We start from the raw sequence: 25,559 nt of genomic DNA on the forward strand, positions 1-25,559 counted from the left end.
TCAGGAGCCGTCGGCCTCCCCCAGAAACACATCGTTTTGACGACACCGACGAGCTTAGCTGCTCTCGCCGAGTGTTTGGCCAACATACAAGGAGCTGGCTTGCCAGCTCCTACAAGGGGAATGTGATCAGGGCTTCACCTTGCGCCCAACCATATGCTTCAAATACCCCACCAGCATGCCCAGATCCTCGTCCGGCAACACCTCGGCCGAGAATCCGGGCATCTTCGCTTGCGGCCACTGGCGCAAACTCTGCGGATCACGGATATAGCGCTTGAGGAAGTCCGCGCCGAAGTACTCGGTCGGATTGTAGGGAATATTCAGGTCCGGTCCGAATTGCGCGTCACCGGCACCATTGAGGCGATGACAGGCCAGGCAGTTTTTCTGAAACAGTGCAAAGCCCTTGTTGACCGGATCGTCCGCCTTCAACGCAGGATCGGGTAGCAGGGCAGGGAAGCGTTCGGCCACCGGAGCCATGCGCTTGATGCTCGCGACTTCGAACGGCCACTGCTCCGGGCTGATATTGCCCGCTTGCGGGTTGGTCCAGACCAGGTAGAACGGCCCGGCGCTGGGCTTGCCTTCGGACAGCGGCGGCCAGGGTTTGGCCGGATCCTCGATCGCCAGCCAGGCGCGCGCGCCTTGGGTATTGAGCAGCGGGGCAGCGGCCATCTCGGCGGCAAAACCGTCCAGGGCCACGGCTTGCAGATGGTCATCCGGCTGAATGCCGGTCAGCAGTACAGACAGGGGCACGGCGCGATAGCTCATGTCCCGTTTATAGGAAACGTCGTTGGTGATCGTGATGGTCTGGGCTTGAGGATGCTTGAGCAGCTCCTCGGTCTGCCAGGTGCGATGGCTCGCGCCCAGCTCAAGGTTCAGCTGTGCGGCATACAGGGGCGTGCTGATGAGCAAGGCCCCGAACAGAATGAGCGTTTTCAAGGGATCGCCGTCCATGTCGTGGAAGTGCCACAAAGGTTGGCACAGCCACGCTGGCCCGGGTAGCGAGCCAGTCACATTTTTTAACGTGGCGATCTAAAACTCTGGTGCCGTATTGTTTGATGACCGACTAGCCGATCACCTTGGTCAGGTTCGGCAAAATCAACAGCAATGTGGTGGCGAAAAGAATGAGCCCGGCTTGACGAACTTTCGATTGTTTGAACATGGCTTGACCGCCTTTTTTGTTATTTCCTGATGCCTGCCTACATATCTCCATGACGGCAAGCGTTGCACTTCCTGTAGGACGAGCGCCTCGGCAAAACCCGACGACAACTTCGTATAACTTCACCTTAGAGCCCGCGTCTCGCTTGATTTAGATCCATTTCGTATGGAAATCCAACTAGATGCTATTAAAAAGGCATGAGGCCTATTGCCAGCTTCTTGGGCGGCCTTTTGCTAGACGCTTGCGTGTCCGCAAGCAGCCAATTGTGTCGCGGACTACCGTCCGTCTGAGCGTGTCCGTCAACGCCAGTGAGCGCTGCGGTCATTGAATCCCTTGCGTCCGGGGACAAGAGTGGGGGCTCTGTGTTTACTCACCTGCACTGCGGTTCGAGGACGTCATGACCCAAGCTTTGATTTTCGACGCGATACGCACGCCCCGTGGCAAAGGCAAGGCAGATGGCGCCTTGCACAGTGTCAAACCGGTGAACCTGGTGGCCGGGTTGTTCACGGCGCTGCAACAGCGAACTGATCTCGATACCAGCCAGGTCGATGACGTGGTGCTTGGCTGTGTGACACCGGTCGGCGATCAAGGTGCCGATATTGCCAAAACCGCCGCTCAGGTGGCCGATTGGGACGTCAGCGTGGCGGGGGTGCAGATCAATCGTTTCTGCGCGTCGGGGCTGGAGGCGGTGAACCTCGGGGCCATGAAGGTTCGTTCCGGTTTTGAAGACCTGGTGGTGGTCGGTGGCGTCGAGTCCATGTCCCGAGTCCCGATGGGCAGCGATGGAGGGGCCTGGGCACTGGACCCGCAGACCAATCTGCACAGCCACTTCACGCCCCAGGGCGTGGGAGCCGATCTGATCGCGACCCTTGAAGGCTTCAGCCGCGTGGACGTCGATGCCTATGCGCTGCATTCCCAGCAAAAAGCCGCGCGGGCGCGGGCCAATGGCTCGTTCAACAAATCGCTGGTGCCGGTTCAGGACCAGAACGGCATCATCCTGCTCGATCACGATGAATTCATCCGTGCCGACTCGACCCTGGAGGGCCTTGGCAAACTCAAGCCCAGTTTCGAGATGATCGGGCAGATGGGCTTCGATGCCACCGCGCTGCGGGTCTACAGCCATGTGGAGCGGATCAATCACGTGCATACACCCGGCAACAGTTCCGGGATCGTCGATGGCGCGGCGTTGATGTTGATCGGCTCGGAGGCCAAGGGCCGGGCGTTGGGCTTGCAGCCCCGGGCGCGGATTGTCGCCACGGCAGTGACCAGTACCGACCCGACCATCATGCTCACCGGCCCCGCGCCCGCCACCCGCAAGGCTCTGGCCAAGGCCGGGCTGCGGGTGGAAGACATTGATCTGTTCGAGGTCAACGAGGCGTTCGCCTCGGTGGTGTTGAAGTTCATCAAGGACATGGCCGTCGACCCGAACAAGGTCAACGTCAATGGCGGCTCCATCGCCATGGGCCATCCGTTGGGCGCCACCGGCTGCGCGATTCTCGGCACTTTGCTCGATGAACTGGAAAGCCGGCGCCTGCGCTATGGCCTCGCGACCCTGTGTGTCGGCGGCGGCATGGGCATTGCCACCATCATCGAACGCCTCTGAGCCCCGAATTCAAGGACAAGTGACATGACCCAAGCCATACGTTACGAAAAAGGCCAGGACCAGATTGTCGTGCTGACCATCGACATGCCGGGCCAGAGCGCCAACACCATGAACGCGGTTTACCGTGAAGCCATGGCAGACTGCGTCGCCCGTCTGGTCGCCGACAAGGACGCCATCGCCGGCGTCATCATCACCTCAGCCAAGAAAACCTTCTTCGCCGGCGGCGATCTCAATGAGCTGATCAAAGTCGGCAAGCCTGAGGCCAAAGCCTTTTACGAAATGGTGCTGACCCTCAAGGGACAACTGCGCACCCTGGAAACCTTCGGAAAACCGGTGGTCGCCGCGATCAACGGCGCGGCATTGGGCGGTGGCTGGGAGATCTGCCTGGCCTGCCATCATCGCGTGGCGCTGGATCATCCGTCGGTCCAACTCGGCTTGCCGGAAGTGACCCTGGGTCTGCTGCCGGGCGGCGGCGGGGTGGTGCGCATGGTCCGCATGCTCGGCCTGGAAAGAGCCCTGCCGTATCTGCTCGAAGGCAAAAAAATACGGCCACAGCAGGCAATGCAGGTGGGGTTGATCGACGAGTTGGCAGCCGATCACGAAGAACTGATGGCCAAGGCGCGAGCCTGGATTGTCGCTAACCCGGTAGCGCTGCAACGCTGGGACGTGAAGGGTTATCAGATTCCCGGTGGCACGCCATCGAACCCGAAAGTTGCGCAGATGCTGGCCATTGCGCCGTCGATCCTGCGCAGCAAGACCCAGGGCTGCCTGCCGGCGCCGGAGAAAATCCTTTGCGCCGCCGTGGAAGGCGCCCAGGTGGATTTTGACACCGCGCATCTGATCGAAACGCGCTACTTCACCGAGCTGACCACCGGCCAGGTCTCGAAGAACCTGATCGGCACCTTCTGGTTCCAGCTCAATGAAATCAATGCCGGTGGCTCGCGGCCCCAGGGCTTTGCCCCGTACGTCACGCAGAAGGTCGGGGTGCTCGGTGCCGGGATGATGGGCGCGGGCATTGCCTTTGTCAGCGCCTCTGCCGGCATCAACGTGGTGCTCAAGGACATCAACCTCGCGGCAGCAGAGAAGGGCAAGGCGCATTCGGCGGCGCTGCTGGACAAGAAAGTCGCACGCGGGCAAATGAGTGCCGAGCAGCGAGAAGGCATTCTGGCGCGCATTCAGACCACTGAAGACGATGCAGATCTGGCCGGTTGCGATCTGATCATTGAAGCGGTGTTTGAAGACCGCGAACTGAAGGCCAAAGTCTCCCTGGCTGCGCAAAAGGTCGTCGGCCCGGACGCGGTGATCGCTTCCAACACATCGACCCTGCCGATCAGCGGCCTGGCCACGGCGGTGCCGGACCAGAGCAAGTTCATCGGCCTGCATTTCTTCAGTCCCGTGGACAAAATGGCCCTGGTGGAAATCATCAAGGGGGCCAACACCAGCGATGAAACCCTGGCTCGCGGGTTTGACTTCGTCCTGCAAATCAAGAAAACCCCGATTGTGGTCAACGACAGTCGTGGTTTCTTCACGTCGCGGGTGTTCGGCACGTTCACCAATGAAGGCATCGCCATGCTCGGTGAAGGCATCAGCGCACCGATGATCGAGACCGAAGCGCGCAAGGCCGGCATGCCCATCGGTCCGTTGGCGATCTCTGACGAGGTTTCCCTCAGTCTGATGAGCCATATCCGCCAGCAAACCGCCAAAGACTTGCAAGCCGAAGGCAAACCGCTGGTCGAGCATCCGGCCTTCGCTGTGATTGACCTGCTGCTCAATGAGTACAAGCGCCCGGGCAAGGCCGCAGGAGGTGGTTTCTACGACTATCCCGCAGGCGGCCAGAAGCATCTCTGGCCAGGGTTGAAAACCCGCTTTGAGAAGATTGACGGACAGATTTCACCCAAGGACGTGCGCGATCGACTGCTGTTCGTGCAGGCCATCGAAACCGTGCGCTGCCTGGAGGAGGGCGTGTTGACGTCGACGGCGGATGCCAATGTCGGCTCGATCTTCGGCATCGGCTTCGCGGCGTGGACCGGCGGGGCACTGCAGTTCATCAATCAATACGGGGTCCAAGACTTTGTCGCCCGTGCCCGGTACCTGGCCGGACAATATGGTGAACGCTTCGCGCCGCCGGCACTGCTGCTGGAGAAAGCCGCCAAGGGGGAGGCGTTTTAAGGGGGGATTGATGCATGCCGGGGCTTGCCTTGCCACTGTGTTTCAAGGCAGGCTCTGGGGTGTGCATTATTCCCATCACGTGTCAGGTATTTTTTATGTCGTTACGCATCTGCATTCTGGAAACCGACATCCTGCGTCCGGAATTGGTTGACCAGTACCAGGGCTACGGGCAGATGTTCAAGCGCCTGTTTTCGCAGCAACCCATCGCCGCCGAGTTCACCGTCTACAACGTGATGCAGGGTGAGTACCCGAGCGATGAGCTGACCTTCGACGCTTACCTGGTCACCGGCAGCAAGGCCGATTCCTTCGGCACCGACCCCTGGATCCAGACCCTCAAGACCTACCTGCTGACCCGCTACGAACGTGGCGACAAGCTGCTGGGCGTGTGCTTCGGTCATCAATTGCTGGCCCTGTTGCTGGGCGGCAAGAGTGAGCGCGCCATCCAGGGCTGGGGCGTCGGCACCCATCAATACAAACTCGCGGCCAAGGCGCCGTGGATGAGTCCGCTGAAGGAAGAGCTGACGTTGTTGATCAGCCACCAGGATCAGGTCACGGCGCTTCCGGAAAACGCCACGGTGATTGCCTCCAGCGATTTCTGCCCGTTTGCCGCGTACCACATCAACGATCAAGTGCTGTGCTTCCAGGGCCACCCCGAGTTCATCCACGACTATTCGCGGGCACTGCTGGAAATTCGCCAGCAAGCGCTGGGAGAAGAGATTTTCTCTAAAGGTATCCAGAGCCTGGAGCATGAACACCACGGCACCACGGTGGCCGAGTGGATGATGCGATTTGTGGCACACAAGCCGGAAAATCAGGCGGTGTAAGACGGCGGCATCACACCTGTGGCGAGGGAGCAACTTCCCTCGCCACAGCGTTTGTCAAAGCCAGCCCGACTTCTTGAAACTCGCCCACAAACCCACACACCCCACCGTAATAAATCCCAGCACCGCGAAATACCCGTAGTGCCAGCTCAGCTCCGGCATGTTCTGGAAGTTCATCCCGTAAATCCCGGCCACTGCCGTCGGGAACGCCAGAATCGCCGCCCATGCCGCGAACTTGCGCTGCACCACGCTCTGGCGTGAAGCCTCCAGCAATACCCCGACCTCGATGGTCTGGCTGGCAATATCGGCCAGGGTCGTCAGGTCTTCCAGCTGTCGGGTGACATGGATTTGCACATCGCGGAAGTACGGGCGCATGTTCTTGTCGATGAACGGGAAGTTCAGCTTTTGCAGTTCCTCACCTATCTCCACCATCGGTGCCGCGTACCGGCGCAGCCGCAATACGTCCCGGCGCAGGCTGTGCAGGTTCTGGATGTCGCGCTCATTCAGCGAGCCGCACAGGACGTTGCGTTCCAACTCATCGATACGGGCATGAATGGCTTCGCCCATCGGTTGGTAGTTTTCAATGACGAAATCGAGGATGGCATAGAGTACGAAATCTTCCCCGTGCTCCAGCAACAGCGGACGCGCCTCACACCGTTGCCGGACATGGGCGTAGGACGCCGAATGTCCGTTGCGGGCCGTGATGAGGTAGCCCTTGCCGGCAAAGATATGAGTCTCGATAAACTTGAGTTTGCCGTCCTCCATGATGGGGGAATAGGTGACGATGAACAGTGCATCGCCGAAGGTTTCCAGTTTCGGCCGGCTGTGTTTCTCCAGGGCATCTTCAATCGCCAGTTCGTGCAGGTTGAACTGGCGTTGCAGGTTATACAGTTCTTTTTCGTTCGGCTCTTCGAGGCCGATCCAGACGAAGTGACCCGGCTTTGCAGCCCAGGCCGCGCCTTCGTCGAGGGTGATATTGGTGACTTTCTTCCCGGCGCTGTAAACCGCAGCAGCAACAACTCTACCCATGATGTTTTTTCACTTCTTATTGGCAGCAATCTATTGGCAAATGGCCGTGGCAGGCAGTGATCAGCTTAATCCTGTCTACTGCTTGAGAGTCAGTGAAATCTGCTGAGTTCGCGAGCAAAAGCAAGCAGGGTAAAAGAAAACCCGCACAAGGCGGGTTTCTGTCAGGCGGCTTGCAGTTGCCGGTCCATCGAGTCGATGCATTCGCGCATCTGCTCGCGGCACCGGGCCATCAGCATCGGCATGTCATCCAGGCTCAAGCCCGCCGTGGGAATGGCCGGTAGCGAGCGAATCAGAATTTTCCCACTGCGCCAGCGGTTCAATCGCATGTGCTTGACGTAACTGCTGACACACACCGGCACGATCGGCACACCGGCAGCGATCGCCATTTGGAAGGCGCCTTTCTTGAACGGCAACAGCTCTTCGCCCAGATTGCGTGTGCCTTCCGGGAAGACCCAAATCGAGGTGTCTTCGTTTTGCAGGGTGTGGGTGGTGGTCAGCATCGATTGGCGTGCCTTCTGCGCATTGCCGCGATCGATCAGCACATTGCCGGCCAGCCAGAACAACTGGCCGAACAGGGGAACCCATTTCAGGCTCTTTTTGCCGATGCATACGGTGCGCCGGGGCACCACGTTGCCAAACACGAACAGATCATAGTTGGACTGGTGGTTGGCGATGATCACGCAGCTGTCGGGTTTGTTCATCAAGGGGCCGACATCGGCTTTAACCCTCAGGCGCAAAATGCACATTGCGGGCCATGCATAGAGGCGCGCGCATAAACGGCTGTTGTCCGGATTGAACGGGCGGCACAGGCCGAGCACCACACCCAACATGCCTGCCAGGATAAAGTGCAGGCCCATCAATGACATACGTAAAGCAAACAGCATTTGCAGGCCCCACCGGGACAAAAGGTGGCGCAGTGTACGGATGTGCACTGTTTTCGGCAATTGCCGTTATATAGGTAGGAGATAGACGATGTTTGAGCGCATGTTTCCGACTGATGGGTCAGACGCATGCCAGAGCGGTTGCAGGCTTTTTCAACGGAGCAGGTGCGAAAAAGCCCGACGCGACGGTCGGGCTCTTCGTTATTGCCGGCTTGGATTAGCCCAGATGTTCCTGGTCCAGGATGATCGCGTTATCCAGGGCTTCCAAAAACGCTTTGCGCACTTTCAGTTTGGTGTTCTTGTGCGCCGTCATGTTGATCTTCTTCAACTGACGAGCCGCGGCCAATGCTGCGCCTTGCAGTTCTTCGGCCGACACCACGACGTCGAGGAAGCCGGCATCCACGGCGCTCTTCGGGTTGAACATCTCACCGTTGATGACCGAACGCGGGAACGCCGATTTGCTCAAGCGATCACGGGCGATCTCGATGCCGGCGTGGTGCATGGTCATGCCGATCTGCACTTCGTTCAGGCCGATGCTGAACGGGCCGTCCGTACCGATACGGTAGTCGGCCGACAACAGCAGGAAGGCACCCTTGGCCACCGCATGACCAGTGCACGCCACAATCACCGGGAATGGGTGCGACAACAGTCGACGGGCCAGCGTCGAGCCGGCAGTCACCAGCGAGACCGCTTCCTTGGGGCCGGACGTCATCACTTTCAGGTCGTAACCGCCCGAGAGAATCCCGGGCGTACCGGTAATGATCACCACCGCACGATCAGTCACCGCCTGATCCAGCGCAGCGTTAAACGCAGCAATCACGTCCGGAGAGATGGCATTCACCTTGCCATTGCTCAAGGTCAGGGTCGCGATACCGTCTTCGAGATGGTAGGAAATCAACTCACTCATGACGCTAGTCCTTTTAATAAAGTTGGGCAGACGTTACCCAGCGTCACAGGCCAGGTAAAGCGCCGTGACTGACCCGCCAGTCACGCTTTGCGTGCCCGGCAAGCAGGCTGCGCCACGCCCGCCATGCATTGCCCTCTATATAGAAGGGCGGCCGGAGCCGGAGAATGGCCGGTTTGCCATTGCCTTCATCGGTTCGAAACCCCCGATCGAGTTAAGCGCATGAAAATTCTCAAAAAAATGTTTGCCAACAGAAAAGCTTTCGACTACATTAGCGCGCCTCGACAGACAGAACATGTTTGAAGAGATACGGTGAAGTGTCCGAGTGGCTTAAGGAGCACGCCTGGAAAGTGTGTATACAGGAAACTGTATCGAGAGTTCGAATCTCTCCTTCACCGCCAAATTCGATGTAAACAAAACCCCTGGTTTCGAAAGAAGCCGGGGGTTTTGTGTTTTTGGCGGGTCAATTTCTGATGGGGCATGGCTTCAAGCAAAGGTGCTTTCGGTTTGATGGAGGACAAGGGGCTGACGTGTGATATGTCAGTTTGGAAAATCGATGCAACTAACGTATCTCTATCGACCCGAAGGCCGAGATGGTGATCGTTCGCTACGCATCGCATCCGGTTGCCAGCAACTCCGCCAACGATCCTGTGACGTTGCCGGCATTCGACGCGCTGGCTCAATACCTGAGCAGGAAGGAAAACCAATGATCACCACCACGACCCACGCCATCGAAGGCCGCCAAATCACCGCCTACCTGGATATCGTCAGCGCCGAGTCGGTACAGGGCGTCAATGTTGTGCGTGATGTCTTTGCCGGGATGCGCGACTTTTTCGGTGGGCGCTCTCAGACCCTGGAACGTGCGCTGCAGGAAGCGCGAATCCAGGCCACTGACGAAATCAAGGGGCGGGCCCGCGCGCTTCAAGCGGATGCGCTGGTGGGGCTCAATTATGAGATCAGCATGCCGGCCGGGAAGGGGGGAATGGTCGTGGTGTTTGTCACCGGTACGGCGGTGAAGCTGAGATGACGCGTGAGCCGTTCGTCGGGCATTTGGCAAGCTGAATAACAAGTCCAGTAATGACCGGCTAGTCTCAAACGCTTGGTGATGGGTATTTTTCAGGCAAAGGGCTTGCCGGTATCGATCACGCATTTGAGAGGGGGTGAAGAGATGGCTGATCCGTATATCGAAGACGACGGGGCAGAGTTTCCGATCAACAATTGCGTGCAGTGTGGACAAACGGTCTATGTGGCGAGTTTCGGTGAAGATCAGACCGAGGTCGACAGGATCAAATCCAGGGCACGCCGAGTGCTGAAAGCCAAATTTTTACCCAGGATAGCGGCACCGGTCAGGAAGTGATTAAACCGCCAGCAGACCCCGTCATTGAACGGGGTTTTTTATGTCTGGCGGATTATTTAACCGTTTGTTTCTGCGAATTATCTTTCACAAAGTTTTCACAGCGCCTTACGTAGGCTCAACTCATCCGTTAGAAAGCAACACCCTGCCCGTTCCCCAGCGGGCTTTTTTTTGTCCGGCATAAAACCTTTTCGATAAATGCTGTCCAACCGTCGCCAATAACGAGGTTGAGCACACGCATGTCTGGACTTTTTCGTCTCTAAAGCATTCAATCTCGCCCCTTTCGATTTACACCCTTTTTGTTGAGGTTTTTGTCATGCGTTTCACTCTGCCTGCTTTGGTTCTGGGTCTTCTGGTTGCTCAAGGTGCAATGGCTGGCGACGGCACTGCTGCCGTTGGTGGCGGTTTGGGCGGCGCGCTGGGTAACGTCGTGGGCCAGAGCATGGGTGGTAGCACTGGCGCAGCGATCGGTGCTGGCGTAGCAGGCGCGGCGGGCAGTGCCGTTGCAGCCAAGAAAGGCCATCGCACCAGCGCCGCTATCGGCGGTGGCGTTGGCGCGGCCGGTGGTTCGGTGATCGGTAACAGCCTGGGCGGCAAGGCCGGTTCGACTATCGGTGCAGGTCTGGGTGGTGCATTGGGCGGCGGCGTTGGCAGCAACCTGGCCAATGGTCACAAGCGTCACTGATTCTGATCGGCGACTCAAAAAAGCCCGGCTCGATGCCGGGCTTTTTCGTTTATGAACGATTTTCTCTGCGTTGCCTCCAAGTGATAAGCCCATTGAATACGAGGCATGCCATGACCCCCATGACTAAAAGCAAGGAAGTGAAGATGTCCGGCCGTTTGACGTTGCCTGCGCTGGTGCTAGGCCTATTGCTCACACCGCTGGCGATGGCGGCCGGTGATGGTACGGCGGGGGTCGGCGGTGGCCTTGGCGGCGCGCTGGGTAATGTGGTCGGCGGACAAATGGGTGGCAGCACGGGTGCCGCGATTGGTGCCGGTGTTGGTGGTGCCGCCGGTAGTGCGGTCGGCGCACCCAAGGGCAGTCGCACGGAAGCCGCGATTGGCGGTGGGCTGGGCTCCGCAGGGGGCTCGGTGATCGGCAACAGCCTCGGTGGGTCTACCGGTTCGACCATCGGCGCAGGCCTGGGCGGGGCAGCAGGTGGTGCGGTCGGCAACAATCTGGGCAGCGACAACGGCGGCTCCCATTCCGGTGGCGGTCATAAACACAAGAATAAACACGGAAACAAACATCACTGACGGGGTGTCGCACTCCACCCAAAACCCGGCCGCGCGCCGGGTTTTTCGTTTCCGTCGGCAGGGCGCTGGAACGTTTGACTGAGCGTCGCCTCGAACGTGATACACCCCCTAGAACAATGCGAGAACTGCCATGACTCCGGAAACCGAAGGCAAGGAAGAAAAGGGCCCAAGTGGACTGCCGTTCATCAATGATCCCGGTAATGAAGATCCGGGTTCTCTGATGGATGACGCCACGGTGCCGCTCAACGATTCGGATGACGCGGGCGACGTGGGCAACACCGAGTTTGAGGATGAGGACGACCAGGATTGAGCGGCGTCGCGATTATCCGTGCATTGAAACATCAGGTGCCCGTTGCCCAGAGCCAGCTGCGCTCGTTATGCTGCTGAAACCTTTAATCAGTCATCGAGCCGGCCGCAATCGAGCCGCCTGGGATGTCGTTGAAAACGGATCAGATGCGATGAGTGCAGCGCTGGATGAGTTCGGCCCGATCAAGGCTGTGATATTCGATATGGACGGCTTGTTGCTGGACACCGAGGGCATCTACACCGAGGTCACGTCGATCATTGCCGAGCGCTATGGGCGCACGTTCGACTGGAGCATCAAGCAGAACATCATCGGTCGTGGCGCGGGTGATCTGGCTCGTTATGTGGTCGAGGCCCTGGACCTGCCCATGAGTGCCGAAGAGTTCCTGGTGATCCGCGAACCCCTGATGCGCGAGCGTTTTCCTACCGCTCAGGCCATGCCTGGCGCACAGGAACTGGTACGGCATCTGAAGGCCAATAACATCCCCATTGCGGTGGGTACCAGCTCTTCGAGCCAGTCGTTCGGCCAGAAAACCACCTTGCACCGCGACTGGTTCGCGCTGTTCGACATCATCGTCACGGCCGATGACCCGGAAGTCGGCGCAGCCAAACCGGCGCCGGATATTTTCCTCACCGCAGCCCGGCGCCTGGGTGTCGCCCCGCAAGATTGCCTCGTGTTCGAAGATTCACCCTTTGGCGTCACGGCGGCGAAAGCGGCGGGGATGACGGCGATTGCAATTCCCGATGCGGCCATGGCTGATGAAAAATACGCACACGCCGATGGCATTCTTCGCACGCTGAAAGCGTTCAAGCCAAGTGCTTGTGGATTGCCGGCCCTCGAATGGGCCTGACAACGGACAATGTGGGAGCAAGCTCCCACATTTGATTGACCTCTAACTCATCAAGCGCCGAAACCACCGTCGATGGTCAGGCTCGCACCGGTGATGTAGCCGGCCTCGGGGCCGACGAGGTAGGCGACGAAGCTGGCGATCTCTTCGGCTTTGCCGTAACGGCCGACGGCCATCAGTGGAATCAGGCTGTCGGCGAAATCACCGTCGGCCGGGTTCATGTCCGTGTCGACCGGCCCCGGTTGCACGTTGTTGATGGTGATGCCTTTCGGGCCAAGATCGCGGGCCAGGCCCTTGGTCAGGCCGACCAGTGCCGACTTGCTCATCGCGTACGGGCCGCCACCGGCGAAGGGCATGCGATCGGCGTTGGTGCTGCCGATGTTGATGATGCGACCGCCTGCGGTCATGTGCCGGGCGGCGGCCTGGGTGGCGATGAACACGCTGCGCACGTTGATGGCCAGTGTCTGGTCGAAGTCTTCGAGCTTGAAATCTTCCAGTGGCGCAACGGCCAGCACGCCCGCGTTGTTGACCAGGATATCCAGTTGGCCAAAGGCTTCTACGGTGGCGGTCACCGCGCCACGAATGGCGTCGGCGTCGGCGCTGTCAGCCTTGATGGCCAGGGCTTTGCCGCCGTTCCCGATGATGCTGTTCTGCAGCTCTTCGGCCTTGGCCGTGGAGCTGACGTAGGTAAAGGCGACTGCCGCGCCTTCAGCCGCCAGGCGCTTGACGATGGCCGCGCCGATGCCGCGGGAACCGCCTTGAATCAAAGCCACTTTGCCGCTGAGGTTCTGAGTAGTCATATCGATCTCCAAAGTCCCGAGGCGAGATTGCCTTGGTTGATGGAGCCTAGTATTGATTCGGGATTACAGGCTGAGTAGACCGCCATTGCGATAGTCTGTGTAAACCAAAAGTTTATAGTGGCGACTATGGAAACCTTCAGCAGTATCGAATGCTTCGTGCGCAGTGCCGAGGTCGGCAGTTTCGCCGAGGCTGCACGGCGCTTGAGCCTGACACCGGCGGCAGTGGGCAAAAGCGTGGCCAAACTCGAAGCCCGGCTGGGCGTCCGGTTGTTCCAGCGCAGCACTCGCCGCCTGACGCTCACCGAGGCCGGTCAGCTGTTTCTCGATGAAGTCAGTGCCAGTCTGCACACCATCCAGAATGCCGTGGCCAATCTGGCCAGTGCCGAGGGGCGACCGGCGGGGACACTGAAAGTCAGCATGGGCACCGTGTTCGGGCGTCTGTATGTCGTACCCTTGCTTGGGGAGTTTCTAAGGCGCTTCCCGGCGATCAACCCCGACTGGCATTTCGATAATCGTCAGGTCGACTTGATCGGCCAGGGTTTCGATGCAGCAATTGGTGGCGGATTCGAGCTGCCCCAAGGCGTGGTGGCACGCAAGCTGACCCCGGCCCACCGTGTGCTGGTGGCGTCTGCCGACTACCTGGCAGCACATGAAGCCATTGCCGGGCCCGACGATCTCAAACTTCACGACGGCATCCTGATTCGCTCGCCGCAGACCGGCCGGGTGCGTTCCTGGCAGTTGACCAGTCGTAGCCAGCAACACAGTCCATTGGTGCTCAAAGCGCGAATGACCATGAGCGATTCTGAGGCGGCCTGCGCAACGGCCACCCAGGGCTTGGGCATTGCGCTGGTGAGCATGCCGTTCGCCTCGGGTTATCTGGAAGCGGGGACCTTGCAGCGGGTGTTGCCGGACTGGTATGTCGACGACGGCAATATTTCCATCTATTACGCCGAGCATAAATTGCTGCCGGGCAAGACTCGGGCGTTTGTGGATTTTATTATTGAGCAGTTTGCCGAGCAGGGGCTGACGCAGAGGTTTAGTGCTTTATGAGCTTGGCCAGGGACCGAGTTGTTTCCATCGCGAGCAGGCTCGCTCCCACACGGGACCTGCGGCTTTCACAAATCTCTTGTGAGGGCAAGCCTGCTAGCGATGAACGATGACGCGGTCTACTGCCCAAACCGCCCCGGCCAGCCAATAATCCTTTTCGGCCGTGGCGTCGCGTAAGTCCGCACTTTCGACGTCGACAACCCCAGACGCACCAGGGATTCGGCAATGGTCACCGCGGCCGTCACACCGTCCACCACCGGCACTCCGGTGCGTCGGCGAATCTGTTCATCCAGCCCGGCCATGCCGCCGCAGCCGAGGCAAATCACCTCGGCCTTGTCCTGGGTCACCGCCAGTTCGGCTTGATGCACGATAGCTTCCAGTGCGCGTTGCGGTTCGTGCTCCAGCTCCAGTACCGCCAGACCACTGGCCCGCACCGACGCGCAACGATCCCAGAGCCCGGAGAGTTTGAGACGATCCTCGATCAGCGGCACCGTGCGGTCGAGGGTCGTGACCACCGAATAGGCATGGCCGAGAAACATCGCGGTGCTCGCCGCCGCATCGGTGATGTCCACCACCGGCACGTTGAGCAGTTCCTGCAGGCCTTCGCGGCCGTGCTCGCCGTAGCCGGCCTGAATGACGGCGTCGAAGGGCTGGTCGTAGGACATCACCCGATCCATCACCGCAATGGCCGCCAGATAGCTTTCAAAGTTGCCTTCGACGGAATCGGCACCGAATTGCGGGGTCAGGCCGACGATTTCCGTGCCCGGGGAGGCAACGGCCTGGGCCGAGCGGGCGATGGCCTGGGTGATGGATTCGGTGGTGTTGACGTTGACCACGAGAATTCGCATGGGGAGTCCTTATTGCGCGGTGATTCGCGGCCCGGGCATGCCGGGCCGCCGGGTGATTAATGACTGACGTTGTCGACCGCGATCGCTTCGCCGCTGACGTCGGCGTAGTGCGGTTGGCGTTTGGCGATGATCAGGTAGAGCATTCCGGCAATCCCGGCGCCGATCAGCCAGGAGAACGGCGACACGAGGTGGAAGCCTGGCACCAGCGCCAGGACGATGGCGATCAGGGCGGCAGGAATGAACGCCGCCACGGCGCGCAGGTTGACCCCGCGGCTGTAGTAATAGGCGCCGTTCGGGTCTTCGCTGTACAACTGCGGCACGTTGACCTGACCTTTTCGTATCAGCCAGTAGTCGACCATGATCACGCCATACAGCGGCCCGAGCAGGGCGCCGAGGCCCGACAGGAAGTACACGATCACCAGCGGGCTGTTGTAGAGGTTCCAGGGCAGGATCAGCACGGCGATGGTCGCGCTGATCAGCCCGGCGCGACGGAACGTCAGGTATTTCGGCGCCAGGTTGCTGAGTACGAAGGCCGGGGCGACGAAGTTGGCCATGATGTTGACCGCGACTGTGACGATGAGGAACGCCAGACAGCCAAGTACCAGGAAGAAGGTGTTGGGGATTGAGGCGATAATTTCTGTAGGGCTTTCAATAATGTGGCCATTGATCTGGAATTGCGCGCCGCACAGCAGCACCGTGATCGAGGCAAACACCAGAATGTTGACCGGCAGGCCCCAGAAATTGCCGACCTTAATGGTCTTGCGGCACGGCGAAGAACGGGCGAAGTCGCAGAAATTCAGGATCAGCGTGCCGTAGATCGCCAGCCACAGCGCGCCACCGGCAAAGATGTTGCGCCACATCTCGCCACCGGTCAGGGGGTCGCGGATCGACCAGGCGATGGTCGCATTGGCCTGGGTGTACATCCACGCGGCGAGTGCCGCGACAGTCAGCAGGATCACCGGCCCGGCAAAGGCCTCGTAGCGTCGCACCATCTCCATGCCATAGGCGAGGATCGCCAGCTGCACGAACCAGATCGCCACGAAGCACACCCAGCCCAGGGTCGACAATCCGAGGATCGAGTTGTGGTCGTAGTCGGCGAATCCGGGGTGGACGGCGGTCAACAAGACGCGGAACACCACCGAGGCCAGGTATGTCTGAATGCCGAACCAGGCAATGGCGATGACGGCGCGGATCAACGCGGGAATCTGCGCACCGTGAATACCGAAACTGATGCGGCTGATGACCGGGAAGGGCACCCCGGTCTTCTGGCCCATGTAGCCGGAAAGGTTCATGAAGCAATACACCAGCGCCGCGCCAATCCCCAGGGACAGCAGAATCTGCCAGCCACCCAGGCCCAGGGCGTAGAGGCCGATGGCGAACGAATAGTTGGCGATGTTGTGAACGTCGTTGGTCCATAGGGCAAAGATGCTGTAGCGACCCCAGCGCCGGCCTTCGGCCTTGGTCGGTGCCAGGTCCTTGTTATGCAGGCGCGGGCTGAGTGCCACGGGGGATTGCAGGGTTGGGTCACCAGGTGCGTGCGTGACGTGGGAGGAGGGTAGATCCAGCGCGATAGTGTTGTTGGAGAGACTTGTACGCATTCCGGCAGGCTCCTGATGCTCGACGCCGCGATGACTGTGCATGAGCGCAAGGGCTCGACAAATCTTCGTCGCGGGTGGCGAATATCATTGGTTACGGGGCATCTGCAGCCTGTACGGGATAGGGCGCTTCAGGCTTGCGGATCTAATGTGTGTGTATGTTTTGAGATGATTGTATACAAAACATGTATGCACCTTTGCCAGATCCATGCCAGCCAGGAATCTATAAAGTCAGCTGCTCATTTCCTTTTGTTATGGGTTGATGCTAAGTGCCTGAAAAAAAGGCGATATAAATTGACCGTTCGAACAGGTATTTATTTTTCGACAGGCTTTGTGGGAAGAGTCGACCCAGGTGGTCGGAAAGGCAGGATGTAACTTTTTCGGGCGAGGAAACTAAAAGTGCACACATAAATGGCACCGATGGTGACATTCCTGTGTACACATTTTTGGGTGGGTCACGAACCCTGCAGGAGCGAGCCTGCTCGCGATGAACCCGAGAACGCCGCGGGGTGTCAGGTTCCCAGCGTTATCGTTAACGACCATCGCGAGCAGGCTCGCTCCTACGGTGGGTTTACGCTTTGGACTTGCTGATGATATTGCCCGCGTGCAGCCCGCATTCCTTCTGCGTGGCTTCTTCCCACCACCAGCGGCCTTCGCGTTCGTGCTGGTTCGGCAGTACCGGGCGGGTGCAGGGTTCGCAGCCGATGCTGATGAACCCGCGCTCGTGCAGGCTGTTGTATGGCAGCTCCAGCATGCGGATGTAGCCCCAGATCTCTTCGCTGGTCATTTGTGCCAGCGGGTTGAATTTGTACAGGGTGCGCTCCGGGGTGGAAAACGCGCCGTCGATTTCCATTACCGCGACCGCGCTGCGAGTGCCGGGGCTCTGATCGCGGCGTTGGCCGGTGGCCCAGGCTTTCACGCCTGACAGCTTGCGGCGCAGCGGTTCGATCTTGCGGATGCCGCAGCATTCGCCATGGCCGTCCTTGTAGAAACTGAACAGGCCCTTTTCCTTCACGAACGGTTCAAGTCTGGTGTAGTCCGGCGACACCAGTTCGATGTCGATCTTGTAGTGCTCGCGCACTTGATCGATGAAGCGGTAGGTCTCGGGGTGCAAGCGACCGGTGTCGAGGCTGAACACCTTGACGTTCTTGTTCAGCTTCCAGGCCATGTCCACCAGCACCACATCCTCGGCGCCGCTGAAAGATATCCACAGGTCATCGCCAAACTCGGCGAACGCGAGTTTCAGGATGTCCTGGGCGGATTTGTTGGCATAGGTCGTGGCGAGTTCCACGACGTCGAACGTTGGGCTCATCAGGGCGGCTTCCTACAGGTCATTGGCGCTGGGCGCTCTATATTGGGCCGATGGTAACAAAAAGCTGCGCCGGTCGGGGTGTCCTCTGCGTTGCGCGGTGGGGGAGTAATCGCTAGAGTTCGGGCTCGCTCGACTCAATAAACAATACAAATGGGAGTGTCTTGTGGAAATTGCCTGTCTGGACCTTGAAGGTGTGCTGGTCCCGGAAATCTGGATCGCCTTCGCCGAAAAAACCGGGATCGAATCCCTCAGGGCCACCACCCGGGACATTCCCGACTACGACGTGTTGATGAAGCAGCGCCTGCGGATTCTCGACGAACACGGCCTGAAGCTCGCTGATATCCAGGAAGTGATCGCCACGCTCAAGCCGCTGGACGGCGCGATCGAATTCGTCAACTGGCTGCGTGAGCGCTTCCAGGTGGTGATTCTGTCGGACACCTTCTACGAATTTTCCCAGCCGCTAATGCGCCAGCTGGGCTTCCCGCCCCTGCTGTGCCATCGCCTGATTACCGACGATGCCGGACGGGTGACGAGCTATCAGTTGCGTCAGAAAGACCCGAAGCGCCAGTCGGTATTGTCCTTCAAGAGCCTGTACTACCGGGTCATTGCCGCCGGTGATTCCTACAACGACACCACGATGCTGGGCGAGGCCGATGCCGGCATTCTGTTCCATGCACCGGACAACGTGATCCGTGAGTTCCCGCAGTTCCCGGCGGTGCACACCTTTGAAGACCTGAAGCAGGAATTCATCAAGGCCTCCAACCGCGCCCTGAGCCTGTAACGCGCCCCCCTGTAGGAGCAAGCCTGCTCGCGATGGACGTCAACGATCACGCGTTCAGTCTGAAAGCGAGCGGGGTCTTCAAGTTCATCGCGAGCAGGCTCATTCCCACAGGGAGCGGTGTTAATCAGAGGTTTTGCAGGGTATCGAGCAGCACCTTCACCTTGGTGATCGATTCCTGATACTCGGCCTGCCACTGCGAATCCGCGACAATCCCGCCACCGCCCCAGCAACACACCTGCCCATCTTTGATCAGCAAACTGCGAATGGCGATGGAGCTGTCCATCTCGCCGCGCACGTCCAGGTACAACAACGAACCGCAATACAGCCCGCGCCGGGTCGGTTCCAGCTCATCGATGATCTGCATCGCGCGAATTTTCGGCGCCCCGGTAATCGAGCCGCCCGGGAAGCTGCCGGCGATCAAGTCCAGCGCATCGCGATCATCGGCCAATTGGCCGGTCACGCTGCTCACCAGGTGATGCACGTTGGGGTAGCTTTCCAGGCTGAACAATTCCGGTACCCGTACCGAACCGGTTCTGCAGGTCCGACCGAGGTCGTTGCGCAGCAGGTCGACGATCATCAGGTTTTCCGCGCGATCCTTGGGGCTGGCCAACAGTTCGGCGGCGTTGGCCGCGTCTTCGGCGGGTGTGACACCGCGAGGGCGAGTGCCTTTGATCGGCCGGGTTTCAACCAGCCGCTCGCTGACTTTGACGAAGCGCTCCGGCGACAGGCTCAGCACGGCGGCGCCGTCGGGCAAGCTCTGGAAGCCGGAAAAGGGTGTCGGGCACGCCGCCCGCAACGCGCAGTACGCGGTCCATGGATCACCCTGGCAAGGGGCGCGGAAGCGCTGGGCGAAGTTGACCTGATAGCAGTCGCCGGCCTGGATGTATTGCTGAATGCGCTCGATGGCGTGGCGATATTGATCGGCGCTCAGGTCGGCATTCATCGGCGCTTGCAGTTTGAAAGCCTCCACCGATTCAACCGCCGGCTGCTCGAACAGCTGAATCAAACGCTCGCGCTCGCTGTCCGGCAGCGCCGGATGAAACACCAACTGAGTGGTCTGCCGCTGGTGATCGCTGATCAATGCCCAGTCGTAAAGGCCGAAGCGCGCATCCGGCAATTGCAGGTCGTCCAGGGCCTGGCTCGGCAGGTGTTCCAGATGACGGCCGAAATCGTAGCTCAGGTAACCGATCAAGCCGCCGGCAAAGGGCAGTTCACAGTTGTCAGGCATGGCGGCATCGCCGAGACGCGTCAGGTTTTCCCGCAGGCGTTGCAGGAAATCAGCGCCGCTTTCGTCGGGCAATACCGTCAGTTGTTCCAGCGGCCAGGCGCTGAGCAAGTCATAGCGCCCGCGTTCGGCGCTCGGTCGGCCGCTGTCGAGCAGCACGGCACCGGGGGCATGGCGGATGGCCGCGAAGTAATCGGCGGGGTTGGCACGATAGGGAAGCGGGTGTACGGAACAGGTCAACATGGGTGAGGGCGATCGGCCGTTGAGGCGGGGTGGGGATTGTAGTCCCCTGCAGGATTTGGTCCTAGAGGGGATGTCGGAAAATGGCTGGTTGGAGTCCGTTACGCGAAACCTGTGGCGAGGGAGCTTGCTCCCGTTGGGTTGCGAAGCAGCCCCCCTTGGTTTCTTCAGTCCCACCGAGTGTTCTGGTTTTGCGACTGCTTCGCAGCCGAGCGGGAGCAAGCGCCCTCGCCACAAAAGCAATGAATATCCCTGAGGGAGTGGGAATCAGCCCTCGACGGTCGGGACATGCCCGAACATCTCCTGCACAAACGCCACGCGCTCTTCGACGGTTTCGGTCACGCCGCGAGCCTTGAGGTCTTCCAGTCGCGCTTCGACCGCATGGGTGCGCAGGGTCAAACCGCAGTGGTTGGCAATCTGGATGTTCAAGCCCGGCCGGGCGTTGAGCTCCAGGATCAGCGGACCTTTTTCCTGGTCCAGCACCATGTCGACACCGATGTAACCCAGGCCGCACAGCTCATGGCAACCGGCGGCGAGTTTCATGAAACCGTCCCAGTAAGGCAATTGCACGCCGTCAACGGCGTTGGTGGTGTCGGGGTGTTTGTTGATGATGTTGTTCAGCCAGGTGCCGCGCAGGGTCAGGCCGGTGGCCAGGTCGACACCGACGCCGATGGCGCCCTGGTGCAGGTTGGCCTTGCCGCTGGACTGGCGGGTCGGCAAGCGCAGCATGGCCATGACCGGATAACCCATCAGCACGATGATGCGGATGTCCGGTACGCCTTCGTAACTGATGCTTTTGAAGATCTGGTCCGGGATCACCCGGTATTCGATCAGCGCCCGGTCGCGATGGCCGCCCAGCGAGTACAGGCCGGTGAGGATGCTGGAAATCTGATGCTGGATTTCCTCCCGGCTGATGATTTTTCCGGACACCGTGCGAAAACGACCCTCGAAGCGGTCAGCGACCACCAGGATGCCGTCGCCGCCCGCGCCCTGGGCCGGCTTGATCACGAAGTCGTTGCGATCGCCGATGATTTTGTCGAGGTTGTCGATTTCTTTCTCGGTGGAGATCACGCCATACATTTCCGGCACGTGGATGCCGGCGGCGATGGCGCGTTCCTTGGTAATGATCTTGTCGTCGACGATCGGGTACAGGCTGCGCTTGTTGTACTTGAGCACGTAGTCCGCATTGCGCCGATTGATGCCCATGATGCCGCGGGCTTCCAGGGCCTTCCAGGTCTTCCAGAAGCCGAACATCAGCTGTCAGCCTTGTTCAGGAAGGCCTTGAAACGCACCAGTTCGGTCAGGCGATAGCCGCGATAACGCCCCATTGCCAGCATGAAGCCCACCATGATCAGCAGGACTGCCGGGAAGGTGAAGACGAAGTACACCAGCTCCGGCACGGTCATGATCAAGTGGGCCAAGGAGGCCGCGAACAGCGTGCCGATCGCCACTTTCATGGCGTGGCTGGCACCGCGTTCTTCCCAGGTGATCGACAGGCGCTCGATGGTCATGGTCAGGATCACCATCGGGAACAGCGCCACCGACAACCCGCGCTCCAGGCCAAGCTTGTGGCTGAACAGGCTGATTGCGGCGATCAACACCACTACGAATGTCAGCACCACGGACAGCCTTGGCAGCATCTGCAGCTTCAAGTGCTCAAGGTAGGAACGCAGCGACAGCCCCAACGCCGTGATGATGGTAAACAGCACGATGCCGAAACCGAGCTGGGTCTCGCGGAAGGCCAGGGCGATCAGCACCGGGGTAAAGGTACCCAGCGTCTGCAGGCCGACCAGGTTGCGCAGGATCAGGATCACCAGCACGCCGATCGGGATCATCACCATGATCATGAAGGTCTGCTGGGTTTGCAGCGGCAGGCCGTACAACGAGTATTCGAGGAAGTTGGCGTCGGTGTTTTCGTCGGTCAGCTTCGCCAGGCGAATGGCGTTCATTTCGCTGTTGTTCAGGCTGAAGGTCACGTTGGCCTTCTTGCCGCCATCGACGGTGATCAGGTTTTCGTCACCCGTCCACCACAGCAGGCGGTCGGTCGGCAGGCCTTGTTCACCGGTTTCCGGGTTGAAGTACAACCAGTCGGTGCCGTTGAAGCTGCGCAGCCAGAGTTCCGGGGTTTGTGGCTGATCGGCTACCAGGCGAATGGTGTGGACTTTCTCGATGGGCACGTGGGCGATGGACAGCAGCAGTTCGACGATCCGGGCCTTGTGCACGGTGGATGGATCACCGGCCAGCAGCAACTTCACGTTGTCATCGTTGAGATTGTTGACACGTTTGATGGCTTCGCCGATGAACGTCTCGACGTCGGCCGAGTGTTGGCGGATCGGTGCGAGCAGGGCTTCGGCGGCGATTTTTTCCGGGCCTTCGATGGCGATGCTGTCGCGGAAAGTCGGGCCCTTGACCTTGGACTTTTCGCCGGAATAGCGCTTGGTCAGCACCAGGCGGTAATACAGGGTCTGGTTGCCCTTGGCGCGGCGCGCGGACCAGGTGACCTTGCGGTTGCCGTCGACGCGGTTCACCGCCACGCCGTAGTTGTTAGAGATGAAGCTCTCATTGAGGCTGACGAAGTCGCGGCTCAGGGGCGGCACGAACATCTGGATCTTGACCGGGTCCTTGGCATTGGCGACGAACTCGACCTTGGCGTCGATGTTCCACAAGTCGTCGGTGGCGTCTTCGGTCACGGGAATGCCGAGCACGAAGATCTGATAGGCCGTAACTGAAATGCCCAGCACCACCAGAATGGCGATCAGCAGTTTCAGGTGAAGGGTAAGAGAGCGCATTTAAATTACTCTGCGGTATGAGCGTCGGTGGTGCAGGCGGGTTTGCCGGCAGCATATTTGAGGCTGGGGTCGACCAGCGCGTCGAAGCGTTTGAGTGCTTCGGAGCCAATCAGGAGCGGGTATTGAAAAGCGCTGCGGTCGGTCAGGTTCACTTCGATGCTGCGCAGGGCCGAGCCCATGCAGATATCCAGTTCGATCACCGGGCGGGCGGTGTATTTCTTGCCTTCTTCGGGGTCGTAGTCGCCGGCCCGACGCTTGATCTTGCTGACCCGGGCCAGCGGTCGTTCGATCGGGTGCGAATGGGCAGCGTCGATGGCCAGATAGAAACGCACCCACGACTCGCCGTTGCGTTTGAAGCGTTTGATGTCGCGGGCACTCAGGGACGCGGTTTTCGCCCCGGTGTCGAGTTTGGCCGCCACTTCCAGGTCGATACCGCCCAGGGATGCGTATTCATTGAGGCCGTACACGGTCTTTTCCCCCGCTGCGGCAAAACCGGGCAGACAGAGAAAATAAAGGAGTGTGGGGAAGGGCTTGAGTCTCATAAATCCTGGTGCGCAGCGGTCCGTACTTCGATTCAAGGCCCTGGCATCGCTGCGCAAGCTCCCTCGTATGCCTATCAGCTATTTATGACAAGCCGTGCAGATGTGGCAAACAAATGCGGGCGGCATTCTAGCACGGTGGTTTTATGGCGCCAGCGCTGGCCGGCGGCTATAAACAGAGGTTTCTGCTTTGTTATGGTGCAGACGGTTATTAGACGATTGTCGACAATATCTAATTATCCTTTGACTAAGGCGCCTTGATTCGCTAGTTTTTGCGGCATTGGCTTTCAAGGTGTCGACAATATGCTGGATCAACTCGATCCCCCGCTCATTGCCCAGGACGATTCGGAAACACTTTCCGAGAACGTCTTCCGGCGCATTCAGGCGGCCATCGTCAAGGGCGAGATCGCCCCGGGCAGCAAAATCTCCGAACCCGAGCTGGCGCGCACCTACGGCATCAGCCGTGGTCCGTTGCGCGAAGCCATCCACCGCCTCGAAGGCCAGCGCCTGCTGGTGCGCGTGCCGCACGTCGGTGCGCGGGTGGTGTCGCTCAACCATGCCGAGCTGCTGGAGCTCTACGAAATCCGTGAGTCCCTCGAAGGCATGGCCTGTCGCCTGGCCGCCGAGCGCATGACCCTCGAAGAAATCGACGAGCTGCGTCGGGTCCTCGAAACCCACGAGCGCGACGAGGCGTTTCAGGCGGGTCGGGGCTACTACCAGCAGGAAGGCGATTTCGACTTCCACTACCGAATCATCCAGGGCAGCGGCAACCGTACGCTGACGCAAATGCTCTGCGGCGAGCTGTATCAATTGGTGCGCATGTATCGCATCCAGTTCTCCACCACGCCCAATCGCCCACACCAGGCATTCGCCGAGCACCACCGAATTCTCGATGCCATCGCCGACCGTGACGGTGAACTGGCCGAGTTGTTGATGCGCCGCCACATCGGCGCTTCCAAACGCAATATCGCCCGTCATTACCAGGACGGCGCCAACCCGACAGCCAAACGAGGTGAGTCATGAGTTTGAACAAGAGCACTCCAGGCCAGCGTTTCCGCGATGCGGTCGCCAGCGAGCATCCATTGCAAGTGGTCGGCGCAATCAACGCCAACCACGCGCTGCTGGCCAAGCGCGCCGGTTTCAAGGCGATCTACCTGTCGGGTGGTGGGGTGGCTGCGGGCTCCCTCGGCGTGCCGGACCTGGGCATCACCGGCCTGGATGACGTGCTGACCGACGTGCGTCGCATCACCGACGTCTGCGACCTGCCGCTGCTGGTGGACGTGGACACCGGTTTCGGCTCCTCGGCGTTCAACGTCGCCCGTACCGTCAAGTCGATGATCAAGTTCGGCGCGGCGGCGATTCACATCGAAGACCAGGTCGGCGCCAAGCGTTGCGGCCACCGTCCTAATAAAGAAATCGTCTCGCAGCAGGAAATGGTCGACCGCATCAAGGCCGCCGTCGATGCCCGTACCGATGACAGCTTCGTGATCATGGCCCGTACCGACGCCCTGGCAGTGGAAGGTCTGGAATCTGCCCTGGATCGCGCCGCCGCGTGCATCGAGGCCGGCGCCGACATGGTGTTCCCGGAAGCCATCACCGAACTGGAGATGTACAAGCTGTTCGCCAGCCGCGTGAAAGCGCCGATCCTGGCCAACATCACCGAATTCGGCGCGACGCCGCTGTACACCACCGAGCAACTGGCAGGCGCCGATGTGTCGCTGGTGCTGTACCCGCTGTCGGCCTTCCGCGCCATGAACAAGGCTGCCGAGAACGTTTACACCGCGATCCGCCGCGACGGTACGCAGCAGAACGTCATCGACACCATGCAGACTCGCATGGAACTTTACGATCGCATCGACTACCACACCTTCGAGCAGAAGCTCGATGCGTTGTTTGCGCAAAAGAAAGGCTGAATCAAACCCTGTAGGAGCGAGCCTGCTCGCGATGGTCGCCAACGATAACGCGGGACATCTGATACCCCGCGGTGTGCGACCCGCCATCGCGAGCAAGCTCGCTCCCACAGGAGGTGGGATCTATCCCGACCAATGTATTTGCCGATTC

The 25,559-nt window shown here is 59.8% G+C and carries 25 protein-coding genes, 1 tRNA gene and 1 pseudogene; 15 read left to right on the plus strand and 12 right to left on the minus strand.

Annotated features, from left to right (window positions below; genetic code table 11):
- Positions 1–126: 126 nt before the first annotated feature.
- Positions 127–948 (minus strand): c-type cytochrome, encoded by an 822-nt coding sequence (locus tag ACVWYU_RS20510; protein WP_247256135.1) that lies wholly within the window; start codon positions 946–948, stop codon positions 127–129.
- 602 nt (positions 949–1,550) lie between these two features.
- On the opposite strand from ACVWYU_RS20510, the gene ACVWYU_RS20515 reads away from it, so the two are divergent.
- From ACVWYU_RS20515 to ACVWYU_RS20525, 3 genes are all read left to right on the plus strand, one after another.
- Positions 1,551–2,756 carry an acetyl-CoA C-acetyltransferase gene (locus tag ACVWYU_RS20515; protein WP_457373547.1) on the plus strand — a complete coding sequence of 402 codons (1,206 nt, stop codon included), beginning with the start codon at positions 1,551–1,553 and terminating at the stop codon, positions 2,754–2,756.
- A 24-nt stretch (positions 2,757–2,780) separates the two neighbouring features.
- Positions 2,781–4,925 (plus strand): 3-hydroxyacyl-CoA dehydrogenase NAD-binding domain-containing protein, encoded by a 2,145-nt coding sequence (locus tag ACVWYU_RS20520; protein ID WP_457373548.1) that lies wholly within the window; start codon positions 2,781–2,783, stop codon positions 4,923–4,925.
- Between the two features lie 95 nt (positions 4,926–5,020).
- Complete coding sequence (locus ACVWYU_RS20525) at positions 5,021–5,749, plus strand: amidotransferase (RefSeq protein ID WP_090324007.1); 729 nt, start codon at positions 5,021–5,023, stop codon at positions 5,747–5,749.
- A gap of 54 nt (positions 5,750–5,803) precedes the next feature.
- Here ACVWYU_RS20525 and ACVWYU_RS20530 read toward each other — a convergent pair whose 3' ends face one another.
- The 3 genes from ACVWYU_RS20530 to ACVWYU_RS20540 form a co-directional block, all read right to left on the minus strand.
- Positions 5,804–6,775, minus strand: a complete 972-nt coding sequence (locus ACVWYU_RS20530; RefSeq protein ID WP_390956869.1) for a magnesium and cobalt transport protein CorA — start codon at positions 6,773–6,775, stop codon at positions 5,804–5,806.
- Positions 6,776–6,936: 161 nt separating this feature from the next.
- Complete coding sequence (locus tag ACVWYU_RS20535; RefSeq protein ID WP_390956868.1) at positions 6,937–7,659, minus strand: lysophospholipid acyltransferase family protein; 723 nt, start codon at positions 7,657–7,659, stop codon at positions 6,937–6,939.
- Between the two features lie 214 nt (positions 7,660–7,873).
- The gene (locus tag ACVWYU_RS20540) at positions 7,874–8,563 is read right to left on the minus strand and encodes a crotonase/enoyl-CoA hydratase family protein (RefSeq protein WP_247256130.1); all 690 of its coding nucleotides are present in this window, start codon (positions 8,561–8,563) and stop codon (positions 7,874–7,876) included.
- A 308-nt stretch (positions 8,564–8,871) separates the two neighbouring features.
- On the opposite strand from ACVWYU_RS20540, the gene ACVWYU_RS20545 reads away from it, so the two are divergent.
- The 8 genes and pseudogenes from ACVWYU_RS20545 (at position 8,872) to ACVWYU_RS20580 (ending at position 12,325) form a co-directional block, all read left to right on the plus strand.
- Positions 8,872–8,961 (plus strand) — tRNA-Ser (locus ACVWYU_RS20545).
- Positions 8,962–9,126: 165 nt separating this feature from the next.
- Positions 9,127–9,270 (plus strand): annotated as a pseudogene (locus ACVWYU_RS20550) (6-aminohexanoate hydrolase); the annotation flags it as partial.
- Complete coding sequence (locus ACVWYU_RS20555; protein WP_457373549.1) at positions 9,267–9,587, plus strand: YbjQ family protein; 321 nt, start codon at positions 9,267–9,269, stop codon at positions 9,585–9,587. The pseudogene ACVWYU_RS20550 and the gene ACVWYU_RS20555, both read left to right, overlap by 4 nt.
- A gap of 141 nt (positions 9,588–9,728) precedes the next feature.
- Positions 9,729–9,917 (plus strand): hypothetical protein, encoded by a 189-nt coding sequence (locus ACVWYU_RS20560; RefSeq protein WP_090327475.1) that lies wholly within the window; start codon positions 9,729–9,731, stop codon positions 9,915–9,917.
- Between the two features lie 313 nt (positions 9,918–10,230).
- Entirely contained in the window at positions 10,231–10,599 is a 369-nt protein-coding gene (locus ACVWYU_RS20565; RefSeq protein ID WP_090323999.1) for a bacteriocin, read from the plus strand.
- 203 nt (positions 10,600–10,802) lie between these two features.
- The gene (locus tag ACVWYU_RS20570) at positions 10,803–11,171 is read left to right on the plus strand and encodes a glycine zipper domain-containing protein (RefSeq protein WP_457373600.1); all 369 of its coding nucleotides are present in this window, start codon (positions 10,803–10,805) and stop codon (positions 11,169–11,171) included.
- Between the two features lie 130 nt (positions 11,172–11,301).
- Positions 11,302–11,481: a hypothetical protein gene (locus tag ACVWYU_RS20575; RefSeq protein ID WP_090323996.1), complete on the plus strand. Its 180-nt coding sequence runs from the start codon at positions 11,302–11,304 to the stop codon at positions 11,479–11,481.
- A gap of 148 nt (positions 11,482–11,629) precedes the next feature.
- On the plus strand, positions 11,630–12,325 hold the full coding sequence (locus ACVWYU_RS20580; RefSeq protein ID WP_247256122.1) for an HAD-IA family hydrolase: 696 nt from the start codon (positions 11,630–11,632) through the stop codon (positions 12,323–12,325).
- Positions 12,326–12,375: 50 nt separating this feature from the next.
- Here ACVWYU_RS20580 and ACVWYU_RS20585 read toward each other — a convergent pair whose 3' ends face one another.
- The gene (locus ACVWYU_RS20585) at positions 12,376–13,122 is read right to left on the minus strand and encodes a 3-oxoacyl-ACP reductase family protein (protein ID WP_248914702.1); all 747 of its coding nucleotides are present in this window, start codon (positions 13,120–13,122) and stop codon (positions 12,376–12,378) included.
- Between the two features lie 126 nt (positions 13,123–13,248).
- Between ACVWYU_RS20585 and ACVWYU_RS20590 the strand changes: the two genes are divergently transcribed.
- Complete coding sequence (locus ACVWYU_RS20590; RefSeq protein WP_390956864.1) at positions 13,249–14,172, plus strand: LysR family transcriptional regulator; 924 nt, start codon at positions 13,249–13,251, stop codon at positions 14,170–14,172.
- Positions 14,173–14,288: 116 nt separating this feature from the next.
- Here the strand turns inward: ACVWYU_RS20590 and ACVWYU_RS20595 are convergent, their stop codons facing one another.
- From ACVWYU_RS20595 to ACVWYU_RS20605, 3 genes are all read right to left on the minus strand, one after another.
- On the minus strand, positions 14,289–15,017 hold the full coding sequence (locus ACVWYU_RS20595; RefSeq protein WP_457373550.1) for an aspartate/glutamate racemase family protein: 729 nt from the start codon (positions 15,015–15,017) through the stop codon (positions 14,289–14,291).
- Positions 15,018–15,073: 56 nt separating this feature from the next.
- A complete protein-coding gene (locus ACVWYU_RS20600; RefSeq protein ID WP_390956862.1) occupies positions 15,074–16,615 on the minus strand; it encodes an NCS1 family nucleobase:cation symporter-1 in 1,542 nt (513 codons plus the stop codon).
- Between the two features lie 568 nt (positions 16,616–17,183).
- Entirely contained in the window at positions 17,184–17,924 is a 741-nt protein-coding gene (locus ACVWYU_RS20605) for a phosphoadenylyl-sulfate reductase (RefSeq protein WP_047531543.1), read from the minus strand.
- Positions 17,925–18,087: 163 nt separating this feature from the next.
- Between ACVWYU_RS20605 and thrH the strand changes: the two genes are divergently transcribed.
- The gene (gene thrH, locus ACVWYU_RS20610; protein WP_457373551.1) at positions 18,088–18,705 is read left to right on the plus strand and encodes a bifunctional phosphoserine phosphatase/homoserine phosphotransferase ThrH; all 618 of its coding nucleotides are present in this window, start codon (positions 18,088–18,090) and stop codon (positions 18,703–18,705) included.
- 124 nt (positions 18,706–18,829) lie between these two features.
- Here thrH and pabB read toward each other — a convergent pair whose 3' ends face one another.
- The 4 genes from pabB to rloA form a co-directional block, all read right to left on the minus strand.
- The gene (gene pabB / locus ACVWYU_RS20615) at positions 18,830–20,173 is read right to left on the minus strand and encodes an aminodeoxychorismate synthase component I (RefSeq protein WP_247256117.1); all 1,344 of its coding nucleotides are present in this window, start codon (positions 20,171–20,173) and stop codon (positions 18,830–18,832) included.
- 264 nt (positions 20,174–20,437) lie between these two features.
- On the minus strand, positions 20,438–21,424 hold the full coding sequence (locus tag ACVWYU_RS20620) for an alpha-L-glutamate ligase-like protein (RefSeq protein ID WP_248914697.1): 987 nt from the start codon (positions 21,422–21,424) through the stop codon (positions 20,438–20,440).
- Positions 21,424–22,959, minus strand: a complete 1,536-nt coding sequence (gene rloB, locus ACVWYU_RS20625; RefSeq protein ID WP_090323983.1) for an osmotic stress tolerance membrane protein RloB — start codon at positions 22,957–22,959, stop codon at positions 21,424–21,426. Before rloB ends, ACVWYU_RS20620 begins: the two co-directional genes overlap by 1 nt.
- Positions 22,960–22,964: 5 nt before the next feature.
- Complete coding sequence (rloA, locus tag ACVWYU_RS20630; RefSeq protein WP_090323981.1) at positions 22,965–23,501, minus strand: retropepsin-like aspartic peptidase RloA; 537 nt, start codon at positions 23,499–23,501, stop codon at positions 22,965–22,967.
- A gap of 303 nt (positions 23,502–23,804) precedes the next feature.
- Here rloA and ACVWYU_RS20635 point away from each other — a divergent pair, with 303 nt between their 5' ends.
- Together ACVWYU_RS20635 and prpB are read left to right on the plus strand one after the other, a co-directional pair.
- The gene (locus ACVWYU_RS20635; RefSeq protein ID WP_247256151.1) at positions 23,805–24,521 is read left to right on the plus strand and encodes a GntR family transcriptional regulator; all 717 of its coding nucleotides are present in this window, start codon (positions 23,805–23,807) and stop codon (positions 24,519–24,521) included.
- On the plus strand, positions 24,518–25,411 hold the full coding sequence (gene prpB, locus ACVWYU_RS20640; RefSeq protein WP_047531524.1) for a methylisocitrate lyase: 894 nt from the start codon (positions 24,518–24,520) through the stop codon (positions 25,409–25,411). The genes ACVWYU_RS20635 and prpB overlap by 4 nt, the downstream gene beginning before the upstream one ends.
- Positions 25,412–25,559: the final 148 nt, after the last annotated feature.

It is taken from the genome of Pseudomonas sp. TE12234 (genome assembly GCF_054061835.1).